This is a genomic window from Natronomonas moolapensis 8.8.11, from assembly GCF_000591055.1.
In the GTDB taxonomy this organism is placed as follows: Archaea; Halobacteriota; Halobacteria; order Halobacteriales; family Haloarculaceae; genus Natronomonas; species Natronomonas moolapensis.
The window spans coordinates 205,810-221,232 of record NC_020388.1; the positions used below are offsets into that span (position 1 = coordinate 205,810).

A 15,423-nucleotide genomic window follows, 5' to 3' on the forward strand; every position below is an offset into this window, starting at 1 on the left:
ACGGGGCCGGCAGCCTTCGTGCGTGTTATTTTATATACTTCGGACAGCGGCGGCTGGCGGTCCGTGACAATCAAAACGTCCGCTAGTCGACCGGGACGGGTCTCAGCCCAGCGTCGGCGTGAACCGATCGCCACCGAGGAACTTCCAGAGGTGGCCGCGCTCCTCCGGCGGGTCGACGGCCGGAAGTTCCTTCAATGCGGGTTGGATCGCGTTCCACCACCCATCGGGCGTCTCGAACTTCGCCGGGTACTTCGGGTAGACGTCGTCGAGAAAGTCCGACTTCGTCGCGCTCGGGTGACTCGTGAGATACTCGTAGGCGGCCGCGAGGGCCTCCCGGCGGGCGTCGAGGGTCCGACCCGATCCCGGGAGGTCCGCCGCCCGGATCGCCTGTTCGGCCTCCGAGGAGTGGTCGGTCCGATCTGCGTCCGCCTCGGCGGCCGTCCGTCCGGGGTCGACGGCGGGGATCGGCCGCCACCACACCCGGCTGCGTGCGCCGATCTTGCGGGTTTCGAGCCGGCCCGCCTCGACGAGTGTGTTGAGTTTGTTGTGCGCCGTTCGCCGCGAACAATCGAGCGCCTCCATGATATCGGCGGCGGTGAGCGGGCGTGCGACGTCCTCGCGTGCGTCGAACGCCTCGAGCGCGGCTTCGGGCGGAATCCGATCCGTGAACTCACCCTTCGCGTTTCGTTCGCGCTCGGATGCCATAGCCATTGACACGGACGGGTATGGTATAATCTCTTTGTCCGGGGTGAGCGCCGTTCCCCGGTACTTATAATCGTGGGACGCGCACAGACAGACGGTAGCAGATGAGCGAGAGGCAACGCCGACGGTCGAGAAGCGACGAACGGCTGTCGATCCTTGCCGGTCACGACGCGTGAGGGGGTCATGACGAGCCCCGCGTTCGAGGTATTCTTCGCGGCGTTGCCGCTTTTCGTCGTCGGCGTGCTCCTCGTCGGCCTGTTGTGGCCAGCGGCGCGGGTGATGCCGATCGCGTGGCTCGTCGCCTGTGCTGTCGGGTTCTTCGTCTGGGGGATGCCCCCGGCGTGGCTGTTGGCCGCCACCATCGAGGGCGTCATCACCGCGGTTCAGATCCTCTTTATCGTCTTCGCGGCGCTCGTGTTGTTGTACACGATGCTCCGATCCGGGGCGTTCGACACGCTCAACCGCAACTTCGCCGAGATCAGCGAGGACCGCCGGGTACAGGTCGTGTTGGTCGCTTTCTTTCTCGCGACGTTCATCGAGGGTGCGGCCGGCTTCGGCACGCCCGCGGCAGTCGTCGCCCCCCTGCTTTTGGGGCTCGGGTTCCCGGCGCTCGCGGCAGTCGTCGTCGCACTAATCGGCCACGTCATCGCCGTCACCTACGGCGCGGTCGGGACCCCGATTCTCGTCGGCATCGGTGAACCGATGTCGAGTGTGTCCGGAATCCGTACGGCGATCGAGGCGAACGGGATGACGACGACGGAGTTCGCCGTCGAGGTCGCCACGTGGGCGGCGACGTATCACGTTCTCGTCGGGGTCGTGATGCCGCTTTTCGCGGTCGGAATGGTGGTCTACTTTTTCGGCGGGGAGGAGCGCTCGCTCCAGCCCGCCTGGGAGGTCGCTCCGCTGTGTCTGGTCTCGGGGGTCGCGTTCGCGATCCCCTACTGGCTCGCCGCGCGCGTCAGCGCCGCGTTTCCGGCCCTCCTCGGGTCCATGCTCGGCGGCGCGGTCGTCATCGCGGCGCTCAGGGCGGGCTACTTCGAGCCGGAAACCCACTGGGAGTTCCCACCCGAGTCGGAGTGGCCGGATCACTGGGTCGGCACGATCCGCCCCGCGGACGCCAGAGGGGTCATTCCGAACGAGTACACGATATCACCGCTTCGAGCTTGGACGCCCTACGTGTTATTGATCCTCTCGCTCGTCATCACACGGAGTGTCGCGCCGATTTCGCGGTTTCTTCAGGGCGAAACGATCCGCCCCCTCGGTACCGAGATATCCCTGCGGTTCGGAACGATCACGACCGAGGTCGGGGCGTTCACGCTCGGGCTGTTCGGCTTCGAGTGGACTTCGATACTCGGGACGGAGATCGGAAACGGCGTCGGGGTCGCATATCTTCCGGGGACGTGGCTTCTGGTGAGCGCGGTCGTCGCGATCCCGCTGTTCGAAATGTCGCGAGGGCAGGTCGCCGAAGCCTGGCGGGAGGCCTGTTTGAACCTCCGGTCGCCGCTCGTCGCGTTGGTGTTCGTGTTGGCGATGGCGCACGTCATGTTACAGTCCGGGGCGCACGCTGTGGGGCTCGACAGCATGATCGTCGTACTCGCGACCGCTACAGCCGACGCCGTCGGGCCGGCGTACCCGTTCGTCGCCGCCCTCATCGGCGCGCTCGGCGCGGCGTTGATGGGTTCGAACACCGTCTCGAACATCACGTTCGGGACGTTCCAGTTCGTCGCGGCCGAGAGCGTCGGCGTCCCGAGGACGCTCATCGTCGGTGCACAGGCGGTCGGCGGCGCCATCGGGAACCTCGTCGCCATCCACAACGTCGTCGCCGCGCTGGCGACCGTCGGCCTCGTCGGTCAGGAGGGCCGCGTCATGCGGCTCAACCTCCTCCCGTTGCTTTATTACTCCGCCGGCGTCGGTCTCCTCGCGATGCTGTTCAGCTACGTCCTCTTTGCCGGACTGTTCTGAACAGGACCGACGCCGAACCGATCCCCAGCGCGTAGAGCCACACGTTTCAAATCCCTGCCGAGCACAGGGGCGTGTATGTCCGCTTCCGAACTCGCGGCGCAGGTCACGGCGGCGCTGGAGATCGACGGCGAGGCGTTCGCGTCGCGGGTCGAAGCCGAGACAGAGACGCTGCGCTCGGAGCTCGATGACGGGACGTTCAACAACCCTCAGGCGATCGTCGGCCTGGAGTACGAGTTCTACGCCGTCGACGCCGAGACGGACGCGTTGATGCGGGTCCCGCGCCGACTGCTCGAGTATATCGGCTTCGAGAAGGAACTCGGCCTGCACAACGCCGAACTCTCGACGACACCGCAACCGCTCTCGACGTACGGGCTCCGCGCCCAGGAGTCCGAGCTACAGGCGAAGCTCGCGGCGGCGAGAACGGAGGTCGCCCGCGAGGGGATGGCCCTCGTCAGCGACGGGCTCTGGACGGTGCCGCCGATCGGCGAAACGGCCTCGGAGTATCTCACGAACAGCATCGAACAGGACGGGATGCGGATGGCGACGAACATGTCTCGGGCGGTTCGGTACCACGCGATGGCCAACACCGACTACGCCGCGGAGCTACAACTCGACGCGCCGCACGTCTCGCTGTCGGCCGACACGGTGATGCCCGAGAGCCTCATCACCTCCATCCAGCCCCACTACCAGGTCCCACACGCCCACGACCTGCCGGAACGCTTCCGGTATGCGCTTCGGATCGCTGGGCCACTGCTCGCCGTTTCGGTCAACTCGCCGTTTTTCCCGCCGGACCTCTACGACGCCGATGGCGAAACGGTGTTATCGGAGTGTTGGATGGAAAACCGGATCCCGGTCTTCGAGTCGGTGCTCAACCCCGAAGACAGCCGGAAGGTGGCCTTTCCCGAGGACGTCGACAGCCTCGACGACGCCGTCGATCGGATCGCAAGCGACGAGACGGTCGTCCCCGCCGAGATCGACTCGAAGGGCCGATTCGACGACGCGTTCGCACACTTTCGGCACAAACACGGCAGCTTCTGGCGGTGGGTTCGCCCGGTCTTCGGGGGGGCGACAAAAAAGAGCGCGAACGCGCGCATCGAGTTTCGGCCGCTGCCGGGACAGCCGACCGTTCAGGGGACGGTTTCTCTTTTGGCCGTCTTCGCCGGGCTTCTCCAGAGCCTCCCGCGCCGCGAACACCCCGTGTACCACCAATCGTGGGAGACGGCGGAGGAGAACTTCTACGCCGCCGTTCGGGACGGCCTCGACGCCGAGTTGAACTGGGTGACTGCCGACGGGACGGAGACCACGGACACAGAGGAGCTGTACGCCGAACTGTTCGAACTCGCCCGGGACGGCCTCGAGCTACGCGGTCTCCGTGCCGAGGAGGCCAATCGGTACATCCAGCCCCTGCGGGCGCGAGTCGACCGGGGAATAACGCCCGCCCGGTGGAAACACGATCGGGTTGCCGAACGCGTCGCGGACGGGGAGCCGTTCGCGCAGGCGGTCTGGGGGATGCAGTCTGACTACATCGACGCCCAGGCGGAGACGCTCGTCGACGGGACGTTCCTCGAGTGGCTCGAGTGACGGCGACCACGGGCGACGAGCGTGCCGCTCACTCGGAGGGGCTGATCTCGGCGACTTCGAGCACCTCGCGGTAGCGATTGCGGATCGTGACTTCGCTGACGTTCGCCGTCTCGGAGATGGCGGCCTGTGTCAGCCCCTCGTTACGGAGCCGGGAGGCCGCATACAACGCGCTCGCGGCGATCCCGACGGGGCTCTTGCCGCTGTGGACCGCCGCCTCGACGGCGGTCTCTGCGAGGTCACGCGCCAGGCGCTCTGTCGCCTCCTCACAATCGAGTTCGGAGGCGAACCGGCCGAGGTACTCGTTGGGGTGTGCCGGTGGCGTCTCGAGGCCGAGCTCGCGGTCGATGTAACGGTAGGCCCGCTTGATTTCGAGGTCGTCGACCCGGCTGACGGTCGCGATTTCGTCGATCGATCGGGCGACTCCATCGAGCCGCGAGGCGGCGTACAGCGAGGCCGCCGCCATCCCCTCGATCGAGCGGCCGCGGAGGAGGTCCTCGTCGAGCGCGCGCCGGTAAATGACGCTTGCCGTCTCCCGGATCGGCTCCGGGAGGCCGAGCGCTGACGCCATCCGATCGATCTCGCCGAGGGCGTGTCTGAGGTTGCGGTCGTGGGCGTTCTCGGTCTTCGATCGCCGGTTCCAGGTTCGGAGCCGCTTGAGTTGACGGCGCTTCCGGCCGCCGAGGGCGTTGCCGTAGGCGTCGGTCTTGTCGAAGCCGATGGTCGTCGAGAGTCCCTTGTCGTGGAGCATCTCTGTCATCGGCGCGCCGACGCGAGAGCGCTTGTCGCGCTCGGCGGCGTCGAAAGCGCGCCACTCGGGACCCGCATCGATCCGCTGGTCCTCGACAACGAGCCCGCAGTCGGTACAGACGCGCTCGTCGGTGTCGGTGGCGGTCACGGACCCGCCGCACTCGGGACAGGCGTCGATATCGGCGTCGACGGACTCTGTGGTAGCGTCCTCAGTGCGGGAGCTGTTCTGTGATACCGCCGTTCGCGAGCCCCCCCGAGACTCGTCCGAGGAAGCCTCGCGGGGGCGGTCGACGGTGCGTTCGTTGCTCATCGGCCACTCCCACCGACGTCCGTGGCAGGGAGCGCGCCGCCGGCCGATGGGGGTCGGTTCGGTTTGACGGGATAGGTGTTCGTCCGTAGCATATGTATCGAGTCAGTTCGGCGTCGAAGTCGATCGTACCGGGTAACTTTTCGTGTTCGATAATATTATCTCTTGGGGTGAGATGAAACCTTTTTTGTTTACAAAAACCTGTTTGCACTGGGGCTCGGGCGGGTGCTGTCGGGCCGACGGACCTGGGTGGCGTCAGGACAGGACCTCGACCACGTAGCCGTGCTCCTCGAGCGCGGCGAGCAACTCGGCGACGTGGTCGTGCCCGCGGGTCTCGAGGTCGAGTTCGACCTCCGCGGCGTTCATCGCGATGTCCTTCGAGGCCCGGTCGTGTTCGATCGCGTGGATGTTGGTCCGGTGGGCCGAGAGCAACTCGACGAGCTCTTCGAGCGCGCCGGGGCGGTCCTTCAGGACGGTCTTGACCCGCAGGAACCGCCCCCGCTCGACGAGGCCGCGGGTGATGACCGTCGTAAGCACGTTGAGATCGATGTTGCCGCCACAGAGCGCGGGCACGATCGTCTCGCCGTCGTCGTACTCGAAGCGTTCTTCGGTGACGGCCGCCAGGGAGACGGCCCCCGCGCCCTCGACGAGCGTCTTCGAGCGCTCTAAAAGCGACGTGACGGCGTCGGCGATCTCCGGGTCCGAGACGGTGACGACCTCGTCGACGCGCTCTTTGATCACTTCGAACGTCGCCTCGCCGACCTTCCGGGTCGCGATGCCGTCGGCGATCGTATCGACCGACTCCCGCTGGAGTACCTCCCCCGCCGCGAGCGACCGAACCGCGCTTTCGGCTCCCTCCGCCTGGACGCCGACGACGCGGGCGTCGGTCAGTTCGGTGATCGCGGTCGCGATCCCGGCGATCAGCCCGCCACCGCCGATCGGGACGACGACGGTCTCCACCTCGGGGCACTGCTCTGCGATCTCGAGGCCGATCGTCCCCTGGCCGGCCATCACCGCCGGATCGTCGAAGGCGTGGACGAACGTCCGCCCCGCCTCGCGTTCGATCTCGTGGGCGCGCTCGGCCGCAGCGTCGTAGTCGACCCCGTGGAGTTCGACCTCGGCGCCGTACGACCGGGTCGCGTCGATCTTCGAAATAGGGGCGTACTCCGGCATCACGATCGTCGCGTCGACGCCCGCCCGCGTCGCCGCGAGAGCAACGCCCTGGGCGTGGTTGCCGGCGCTGGCGGCGACGACCCCGGCCTCGCGTTCGGCCTCGTCCAACAGCGCGATCTTGTTCGTCGCGCCCCGGATCTTGAACGCCCCGGTCTGCTGGAGATGCTCCATCTTCAGTCGGACGTCCGCGCCCGTCCACTCGGAGAACGTCCGGGAGCGCTCGAGGGGCGTCTTCCGGGCCGTCTCCGCGACGCGTTCGGCCGCCGCCAGCACGTCTTCGAGTCGGATCATACCCGGAGTATCGGGGCCGGTGTGGTATGCCTTCCGGGGACCGGCGACGCCGGGAAACGGCCGCGAGCCTGCGGCTCCGGGGTCGGTGGGTCGACAAAAGGGAAGGAGCGTGTGCAAATCGTTAGATGACCGGGTACATTATAAAACCCGTGTATGCGGAGTGAAAGTGTAATCGCCATACGCAAGCGCTATGAAAGTGCTGTCAGACGGTTGTTTGACGCGTGACGGACGGTCGGGTCGGGGACCGGGGGGCCGTTATAGGTCTGAGGACTCGAAGCGGGTGTAACCGACCGCCAGCGGAACGACGATCCAAAGCGCCATTACGATGAAGCCGAACCAGTCTTGGAGGTAGAACGCCAGATCGGGGGCGGACTCCCCGTTATCGGCCAGCCGACGAACGACCCACAGCGTCCCCTGTCGGTAGGCGGCGGTCGGATCGAGGATGGTGAGCACCTGAAACAACTCGAACACCGCGTCGCCCTCCTCGATCCCCTCGAAAGAAAAACCGTTGACGGCGTAGGCGACCCCCTGTGCGAGGCTCGACCAGAGGAACTGAAAGACCACGAACAGCCCGAAGGCCCCGTACGCCGCCCGCGAGGTCGACGACGTGAACGCCGAGACGCCCACCGTGAGCGCGATGAAGACGAACGCGAACAGCATCGAGATGCCGACGAAGACGACGTACTCGAGCGGCGAGAACGCGTCGGCGAGCGAGGCGGTGACGACGATCCCGACGGCGAACCCGACGAACAGCGCAACGGCGACGACGCCCGATCGGCCGACGAACTTCCCGAGGACGACGTCGAGGCGGCTGTTCGGCAGTGACAACAGGAGCTTCAGGCTCCCGCTGTCGCGCTCGCCGGCCAGCGAGCGGTACGCGACCGCGATCGAGACGATGGGGATGAAGACGGCGGTGGCGCTGACGAGACCACGAATCAAAAGCACTGTCGTCACCTCGCCGGTGAACGCGGCCTGCTGTGGCGGATCGATCTCGGTGACGAGATACGCCGCGCCGGCCGAAAACAGCGTGAAGAGCAGCGTCAACACGATCAACAGCCGCGATCGGATCGCATCCCGGAAGTCCTTCTCGGCGACGGCCCGCCAGCTCATTGCTCGCCCTCCGTGTAGGCGGCGAAGAGGTCCTCGAGGGGCGCCTCCTCGGTCGAGAAGTCGGAGACGTCCGCACCCAGCGCCTCCAGCTCGGAGACGGCGTCCATCTTGACGTCGTCCTCGCAGGTGATCCGAAGCGTCGTCCCCTCGATCGTCGCCTCGCTCACGCCGTCGAGGCTCTTCAGGCGGTGGGCGGCGTCCTCGGGGACCGAATCCACCTCGACGACGAGCGTCGACCCGCCGCCGACGTTCTCGCGGAGCCCCTCGATGGTGTCGACGGCGACGAGTTCGCCCTCGCGGATGATCCCGACGCGGTCGCAGACGGCCTCGACCTGCCCGAGGATGTGACTCGAAAAGAACACCGTCGTCCCGTCTTCGGCCTCGCTCTCGACAATCTCGCGGAGCTCGCGTGCGCCGTTGGGATCCAACCCCGAGGAGGGCTCGTCGAGTACGAGCAGTTCGGGATCGCCGACGAGCGCCATCGCGAGGGCGAGCCGCTGGCGCATCCCGGTCGAGAAGCCGCCGGCCTTCCGGCTCGCGGCGTCGGCCAGCCCGACCCGTTCGAGGAGGGGGTAGGGGTCGTCGTCGGCCCCCTTCGAATCGATGGCGAAGCGGACGTGCTCGCGCGCCGTCAGGCGGTCGTAGACGTCGAATCCCTCGGGGAGGACGCCGGTGCGTTCTCTGACCGCGACGCTGTCCTCTCGGGCCTCCCGACCTAACACCCGGACCGAGCCCGCGTCGGGGCGGATGAAGTCCAAGAGGACGTTGATTGTCGTCGACTTCCCCGCGCCGTTGGGACCGAGAAAGCCGAATATCTCGCCGTCCTGGACGTCCAGATCGAGACCCCGGAGCGCCCGTACGTCGCCGAAGGACTTCTCGACGCCGTCGAGTTCGATGGCGGCCATATCGTCTGCGGATTCCCGCCGACGCACCATAGGCCTTGAGGATCGCACGCGCCGGCGAAACGGGCACAAAAACGGAGAAAGCACTAAAAAGGCGTCCTGCCGCAGCGGGCCGGTTCGCGTCAGTCGCTCTGGATGCGCGGGGCGAGCATGAACGTGACGTGACCGTCGCCCTCCGCGAAGCCGAAGTGCATCTTGATGGGGAACTCCTCGCCGAGTTCCATCGTCACCTCGGCGTCCTTCGGGATCGCCTTGTTCATGTCCTTGAGGTAGTCCAGCGAGAACAGCGAACGCGCGTCGCCGGGAGTGAGATCGATGAGATCCTCGCGGCCCAACTCCAGGTGGACGTCGTCGGTGTCGCCCTCGGCGTCGACGTAGAACTGCTCGGCGTCGGGATCGACTCCCAACGCGATGTGATCGGAGACCATGTCGGCGGCCGTGACCGAGCGGTTGATGTCCGCGCCTTCGATGACGACCTCCGAGGAGAGGTCCAGGTCGGGGAGGTCGGGTTCCTGCCGGATCGAGTCGGGGTCGATCAAGGCGAGCGTGTACTCCAACCCGTCCAGGGAGATGTGGAGCTTGCGGGTCTCCTCGTCGAGTTCGAGGTGAACGAGTTGGCCCGAGTCGGCCATCGCAACGATGTCCTCGAGGCGGTCGAGGTTGACGCCGATGACGCCGCCGTCGGTCTCGTAGGACTCGAAGGCGTTCGCCGACAGCTCCAGGTCGACCATCCCGACGTTCGCCGGATCGACCGCACGGATCGTGAGGCCCTCCTCCTCGAGGCGGATCTTGCACTCATCGACCAACACGCCGACGGAGTCGAGCGCCGCCCCGAGCGTGTCCGCGCTCACGATAGCCTTGAACATATACGTCTCTCTTCTGCCCGATACCTTAAAAAAACGTCCCATTGAGCCGGCCGCACGAACGGCGCCGATCCGGCCGTTCGAGGGGCCGACCGTCGGATACCGGCTACTCGAGTAACAACAGTTCGGGCGATTCGAGGTACTCGATGACGGTGTTGGTGAATCGGGCGGCGTCGGCCCCGTCGACGACGCGGTGGTCGATCGACAGCGAGAGCGTCAACACCTTTCGGGGAACCACCTCCCCCGCCACGACGCGGGGCTTCTCTTTGATTTCGCCCAACCCGAGGATCGCCGTCTCGGGGTAATTGACGATCGGCGTGGCGTACTCGCCGCCGACCGCGCCGAAGTTCGTGATCGAGAAGGTGCCGTCACGCATCTCCTCGGGGTCGATCGAGCGATCCCGCGCCCGCTCGACGAGGTCGTTCACCCCGTCGGCGATTCCGAGGAGACTCTTTTCGCCGGCGCGTTTCAGTACCGGCACCATGAGTCCCGCGTCGGTCGCAGTCGCGATCCCGACGTTGTACTCGCCGCGGAGGACGATCTCCTCGTTGTCCTCGTCGAGGTGGGAGTTGAGAATCGGGTACTGTTCGAGCCCCGCGACGACGGCCTTGACGACGAACGGGAGATACGATAGCGAACTACCGCGCTCCTCGGCGCGCCCCTTGAGCCGGGCCCGGGTTTCGACCAGATCGGTCACGTCGGCCTCGTCGTGATGCGTGGCGTGGGGGGCCGTGTACTTCGAGCGCTCCATCTGCTCGCCGATCGTCCGGCGGACGCCTCGGTAGGGGATGCGTTCGTCCGCGCTGGAGGCGGGGTGGTCGGCCGTTGCGGTCGAGACGCCGGCGTCGGGCGATGCCACCCCGCCCGCGCTGTCGGCCGAAAGCGCCTCCGCGTCGGCCGCCCCGGCCCGCCTTTGCGCCTCGGCGTAGGCGTCGACGTCCGCGGGCGCGACGAACGCCTTGCCCTCTCTCGTCCGGTCGGTCGGGATCGAATCGAGGTCGACGCCCGCCTCCTCGGCCCGCCTTCTGGTCGCGGGGGCCGCGAGCGTCCGGTCGCGGTCGGCGCTCCCCGGCGCCCCTGTCGTCGACGGCGAGTCGCCCTTCTCGCCCCGGCGCCCGAACGATCCCTCGTCGTCGATCCGGCGGGTCGCGGCTTTCGGCTCTTCGTCGGTTTCGGTCGCCGGATCGACACCCTCAGGCTCCCGACCGGGATCGGGACTCCCGGAGGTGTCTGATCCCTCGGCCGCCGCGCGCACGTCGGCGTCGGCGATCCGGCCGCCGGGACCGCTCCCGTCGACAGCGCCGATATCGACGCCGAGTTCGCGGGCCAATCGCCGGGTGGTCGGCGAGGCGAAGGTTCGGCCGTCAGCCGGTTCCGGATCAGAGCCAGTGGTGCCGGCCGTAGGGTCGGCTGCGGAACCGGCTCCCGTCGTCCCCGCGGCGTCGGCGTCCGCGTCGGCCGCCTCGCCGTCGACGGCGAACGTGACGATCACCGTCCCGACGGGGACCACCTCGCCGGGCTCGGCGAGGAGCTCCTCGACCGTCCCGTCGACCGGCGAAGGGACTTCGACGACCGCCTTGTCGGTCTCGACCTCCGCGAGTGGTTGGTCCTCTGAGACAGTCTCGCCGGGGTCGACGAGCCAGGAGACGATCTCGGCTTCGGCCAGTCCCTCGCCGATGTCGGGGAGTGCGAACTCGCGGACCATCCTACACCCCGCAGGTCTCCCGGATCGCGTCCTCGATTCGCGTGTCCTCGGGCAGGTAGTAGTCCTCCAGGGCGTACAGCGGGTAGGGGACGTCGAAGCCAGTCACGCGGTTGATCGGGGCCTCCTGGTAGTACAGCGCCTCCTCTTGGATTGTCGCCGTGATCTCGCCCGCGAGGCCGCCGGTCTTTGGAGCCTCGTGGACGACGACGGCCCGGCCGGTCTTTTTGAACGACTCGACGATCGCGTCGGTGTCCATCGGCGAGAGCGTCCGCAGATCGACGACCTCACACTCGATGCCGTCTTCGGCGACCGATTCGGCGGCCTCGAGCGTCGGCCGGGTCATCGCACCCCAGGTGAACACCGAGAGGTCCTCGCCCTCGCGCCGGACCGCCGCCTCGCCCAACTCGACCGTGTAGGGTCCCTCGGGGACGTCCTCGCGGAACGCCCGATAGATGAGCTTCGGTTCGAGGAATACGACGGGGTCGGGATCGCGGATCGCGGCCGCGAGCAGCCCCTTCGTGTCGTAAGGGGTCGAGGGGACGACGACCTTCAGCCCCGGTTCGTGGGTGTAAAAGGCCTCCTTCGATTCGGAGTGGTGTTCGGGCGCGCGGATGCCGCCGCCGTAGGGCGCGCGGACGACCATCGGACAGGTCAACCGCCCGCGCGACCGGGTCCGGAGGCGGGTGGCGTGGGAGACGATCTGATCGAACGCGGGGTACATAAACCCCGAGAACTGCAACTCCGGAACCGGCCGAAAGCCGTACGCCGCCATCCCGATCGCCGTGCCAACGATGCCCGACTCCGCCAGCGGCGTGTCGATGACGCGGTCCTCGCCGAACGCCTCGAGGAGCCCCTCCGTCGCCCGGAAAACGCCGCCGTTCTCGCCGACGTCCTCCCCGAGGACGAGCACGTCGCCGTCGCGTTCCATTTCACTTTTCAGTCCGTCGCGGACGGCCTGTACCAGCGTCAGACTCTGTGATTGGGTGCTCATTCGAGTAGCTCCTCGTCGCCGTAGCGTTCGCGCAGCCGTTCGAGGGCCGCGGCCTGTTCGTCGAGCTGTGCCGTCCGTTCGGCGTGGACGTGATCGAACATATCGGGCGGGGCGGGGCGTTCGGTGCGCTCGGCGGCCTCAATCGCCGCCGCGACTCCCGCCTCGATCTCGGCCTCGATCGTATCGACCGACTCGTCGTCGAGTAACCCCCGCTCGCGGAGGTACGTCTCTAGCCGCGGGATCGGGTCCTTCTGTTTCCAGCGTTCGACTTCCTCGTCGTCCCGATAGACCGAAGGGTCGTCAGCGGTCGTATGGGCACCGAAACGGTACTGGATCGCCTCAATGAGCGTGGGCCAGGTCGCCCGGCCGGGGGCCTCGTCGGCCGCCGGAGAGGGATCCTTCGCCTTCGCGAGCGCCTCGGTCGTGACCCGATACACTGCCAGCGGATCCATGCCATCGACGAGGACGCCCTCGAAGCCGTAGGCGTGGGCCTTCTGGGCCAGGCTCGTCGAGGCCGACTGGCGCTCGCGGAGCACCGAGATCGCCCACTGGTTGTTGTTACAGAAGAAGACCGCGGGCACGTCGAAGACGCCCGCGAAGTTGAGCCCCTCGTGGAAATCGCCCTCGCTCGTTGCGCCGTCGCCGAAACAACACAGCACGGCGGCGTCGTCGCCACGACGGTCGGCGGCCCAGGCCGCCCCCGTGGCGTGTAACACCTGCGTTGCGATCGGGACGGCGACCGAGAAGACGTTCACGTCGTCGAGGGCGTTGCCGCGCTCGTCGCCCATCCAGTATCGCAGCGTTCGCTCGAGGCCGACGCCGCGGACGTGGGCCGCCGCGTGCTCGCGGTAACTCGGAAACAGCCAATCGCCGTCGGACAGCGCCATTGCGCTGCCGACCTGTGCGGCCTCTTGGCCGGACAGCGGCGGATACGTTCCTATCCGGCCCTGCCGCTGGAGGCTGACCGCCCGCGCGTCGAAGTGGCGGGCCAACCGCATCTCGCGGTACATCGCCACGAGGGACCCGTCGCCGATGTCGGGCACCGTAGCCCCCTCGCGAACCCGCCCGGCCTCGTCGAGCACCTGGACTCGATCGCGGGGGTCCCGGCGCGCGCTCATGGGTTCCGCCCTCGCATAGGCTAACCGACCGCGGCCGTCGTCATAGTGTTTGCGTCGGTCCCCCAAGCGACGCCGACCGGTCGTGGTCAGTCCTTGGCGGCCGCAACCCGGCGATCGATGACTGCCTTCGCCTCGGTGGCGGCCTGCTTCCAGCCGTAGCCCTGCTCGTAGACGTGCCGCTTCGAATCGACGAGCTCCTCGGGCGAGGACTCCTCGAATCCGCCGCGGGCCCACGTTCCGGACTCCTCGAGCCACTCGACGGTGTTCTCGCGGGCCTCAGCCCACGAGAGGCCGACCATCTCGTAGAACGCCACTATCGCGAACACGGAGTGATCGTGTGCACCCGAGACGCTGCCCTTCTCGTAGATCGTCTTGAGCGGCTCGAACGTCGGCCGCGAGACGCGGTCGGTGTACTCCTCGGGCGGCAACAGCCGGAGCGACCCCTCTTCCTCGACCACGCGCTGGTCGCTTCGCAGACGGCCGAGGACGGCGGCGTGGAGACCACTCCAGCGTTCGGGGACGGCCTCGCGGAGCGCGTCCTCGTCGCGGTACGTCCGCGCCGAGAGCGGACCGAGGAGGTCCGTGTACGCTTTTTCGATGTGGCGACGGTCGGTCCCCTCGAACTCGCAGCCGGGGTCGTGGAGGTTGCTCGTCGTCCGGCAGTCGGGACAGCGGTACCTGAGACGCACGGATGTTCGTGGGGTGGGTTCGGAGCGACAAATGCGTATCGCTCGCCGCGGTGGCCGACGACCCGGGCGACGCACACGTCGTGGTCGTGGTCGTGGTCGTGGTCGGCGGCGCTCGATCGGACAGGTCGGTGCGTTTATTCGCGCCGCGCCGATACCGGGGGTATGGAGCGGCTCCACGCCCGATATCCGTTTTTGGACGCCTCGCGGGCGGCCGTCGAGGCCGCGGGGATCGACCTCGCGACCCTGGTCTCCGAGGGGGGACCGGCCGTCGAGCGGGGCCACGAGCGCGTCCGACGGGCGCTCCTCGAAGGGACGACCGCCGCCGAGGAGCCGCGTACGTGGAGCACCCGCGCCGAACTGCTGTCGTACCCGATCGCCCGCGTACTCGTATCGCTACTCGACGTCCCGGGGGCGACCGAAAAGTACGCCGCCGCGGAGGCGGCGACGGCCCGCGAACGCTTCGTCGACGACTTCGAGGCGGACTTAGAGCTAAAGAGTGCTGCGGGGGGACGGCTGACGCTCGATCGGCTGCTCGCCGACTTCGAGTTGGCCGGCGGCGTCGAGCCGACCGGCGACGGCCGCTTCGACCTCGACGTGACAGCCTATCTCGGACTCGCGGCCGAACTCGACGACGAGCGGTGGCACCTCGCCCGACGGCCGCTCTCGGGCGGGACGGTCCCCGTCAGGCGGCCGGAGCTGTACACGCTGCTTCGGGAGGCGGTCGGACGGCGGGTCCGTGAGGGGCTTCCCCTGTCGGTGCCGGAGGCGATCGAGGCGCCGCTGTCGTCGGAGCTGGCGTCGATCCGGCGCGCGATCGCCGACCTCGATCCGCCCACGTCTTTCGATACCGTCACGCCGGGGTTGTTCCCGCCGTGTATGCGGGCGCTGCTGTCGCAGGCCCGCGACGGCGTGGGGCTTTCGGGGCTGTCCGACAACTCTCGGTTCTCGCTCGTCTCGTTTCTGTTGGCGGCGGGGCTCGACGCCGAGGGCGTGATCGACCTGTGTGACGTCCCGGAGGCGTCGGCCGAGACGATACGGGCACAGGTCGAGCGCCTCCGGGACGACGACGGCGCGGTCGCCGTCCCGCCGTCGTGTACCGTGATGGACGAGTACGGCGACTGCGTCGACCGAGACGAGACCTGCGAGACGATCCGACACCCGCTGTCGTACTACGAGGCGAGATTGCAGCGGACCCCGGACGATCGGGTGACGGACTGGCGGCGAGACGAGTCGGGGGCGTCGTGAGCGTCGATGTTTAAATACGGCCGCGGGACAATTTAAA

At 67.6% G+C, this 15,423-nt stretch carries 13 protein-coding genes; 3 read left to right on the forward strand and 10 right to left on the reverse strand.

What is annotated here, in order from left to right; all coding sequences use genetic code 11:
* Nucleotides 1-102: 102 nt before the first annotated feature.
* Nucleotides 103-705, reverse strand: coding sequence for an HTH domain-containing protein (locus tag NMLP_RS01030; RefSeq protein WP_049925967.1), 603 nt, complete (start codon nucleotides 703-705; stop codon nucleotides 103-105).
* Between the two features lie 180 nt (nucleotides 706-885).
* Here NMLP_RS01030 and NMLP_RS01035 point away from each other — a divergent pair, with 180 nt between their 5' ends.
* Nucleotides 886-2,664: an L-lactate permease gene (locus tag NMLP_RS01035; protein ID WP_015408266.1), complete on the forward strand. Its 1,779-nt coding sequence runs from the start codon at nucleotides 886-888 to the stop codon at nucleotides 2,662-2,664.
* A 75-nt stretch (nucleotides 2,665-2,739) separates the two neighbouring features.
* Nucleotides 2,740-4,245, forward strand: a complete 1,506-nt coding sequence (locus tag NMLP_RS01040; RefSeq protein WP_015408267.1) for a hypothetical protein — start codon at nucleotides 2,740-2,742, stop codon at nucleotides 4,243-4,245.
* Nucleotides 4,246-4,273: 28 nt separating this feature from the next.
* On the opposite strand, the gene NMLP_RS01045 is transcribed toward NMLP_RS01040, so the two are convergent.
* The 9 genes from NMLP_RS01045 to NMLP_RS01085 all read right to left on the reverse strand — a co-directional run bounded on the left by NMLP_RS01045 (nucleotide 4,274) and on the right by NMLP_RS01085 (nucleotide 14,141).
* Entirely contained in the window at nucleotides 4,274-5,302 is a 1,029-nt protein-coding gene (locus tag NMLP_RS01045) for a transcription initiation factor IIB (protein ID WP_015408268.1), read from the reverse strand.
* Between the two features lie 252 nt (nucleotides 5,303-5,554).
* Entirely contained in the window at nucleotides 5,555-6,763 is a 1,209-nt protein-coding gene (gene ilvA / locus NMLP_RS01050) for a threonine ammonia-lyase (RefSeq protein WP_015408269.1), read from the reverse strand.
* Nucleotides 6,764-7,018: 255 nt separating this feature from the next.
* Nucleotides 7,019-7,873 (reverse strand): ABC transporter permease, encoded by an 855-nt coding sequence (locus NMLP_RS01055; protein ID WP_015408270.1) that lies wholly within the window; start codon nucleotides 7,871-7,873, stop codon nucleotides 7,019-7,021.
* Nucleotides 7,870-8,778: an ABC transporter ATP-binding protein gene (locus NMLP_RS01060; protein ID WP_015408271.1), complete on the reverse strand. Its 909-nt coding sequence runs from the start codon at nucleotides 8,776-8,778 to the stop codon at nucleotides 7,870-7,872. Before NMLP_RS01060 ends, NMLP_RS01055 begins: the two co-directional genes overlap by 4 nt.
* A gap of 119 nt (nucleotides 8,779-8,897) precedes the next feature.
* Nucleotides 8,898-9,641 carry a DNA polymerase sliding clamp gene (locus NMLP_RS01065; protein WP_015408272.1) on the reverse strand — a complete coding sequence of 248 codons (744 nt, stop codon included), beginning with the start codon at nucleotides 9,639-9,641 and terminating at the stop codon, nucleotides 8,898-8,900.
* A gap of 103 nt (nucleotides 9,642-9,744) precedes the next feature.
* Nucleotides 9,745-11,343 carry a dihydrolipoamide acetyltransferase family protein gene (locus NMLP_RS01070; protein ID WP_015408273.1) on the reverse strand — a complete coding sequence of 533 codons (1,599 nt, stop codon included), beginning with the start codon at nucleotides 11,341-11,343 and terminating at the stop codon, nucleotides 9,745-9,747.
* A gap of 1 nt (nucleotide 11,344) precedes the next feature.
* Nucleotides 11,345-12,334, reverse strand: a complete 990-nt coding sequence (locus tag NMLP_RS01075; RefSeq protein WP_015408274.1) for an alpha-ketoacid dehydrogenase subunit beta — start codon at nucleotides 12,332-12,334, stop codon at nucleotides 11,345-11,347.
* The gene (pdhA, locus tag NMLP_RS01080) at nucleotides 12,331-13,452 is read right to left on the reverse strand and encodes a pyruvate dehydrogenase (acetyl-transferring) E1 component subunit alpha (RefSeq protein WP_015408275.1); all 1,122 of its coding nucleotides are present in this window, start codon (nucleotides 13,450-13,452) and stop codon (nucleotides 12,331-12,333) included. Before pdhA ends, NMLP_RS01075 begins: the two co-directional genes overlap by 4 nt.
* Before the next feature lie 86 nt (nucleotides 13,453-13,538).
* Nucleotides 13,539-14,141, reverse strand: coding sequence for a DUF7474 family protein (locus NMLP_RS01085; RefSeq protein ID WP_015408276.1), 603 nt, complete (start codon nucleotides 14,139-14,141; stop codon nucleotides 13,539-13,541).
* A gap of 162 nt (nucleotides 14,142-14,303) precedes the next feature.
* Here NMLP_RS01085 and NMLP_RS01090 point away from each other — a divergent pair, with 162 nt between their 5' ends.
* Complete coding sequence (locus NMLP_RS01090) at nucleotides 14,304-15,386, forward strand: DNA primase large subunit PriL (RefSeq protein WP_015408277.1); 1,083 nt, start codon at nucleotides 14,304-14,306, stop codon at nucleotides 15,384-15,386.
* The last annotated feature ends 37 nt before the right edge of the window (nucleotides 15,387-15,423 follow it).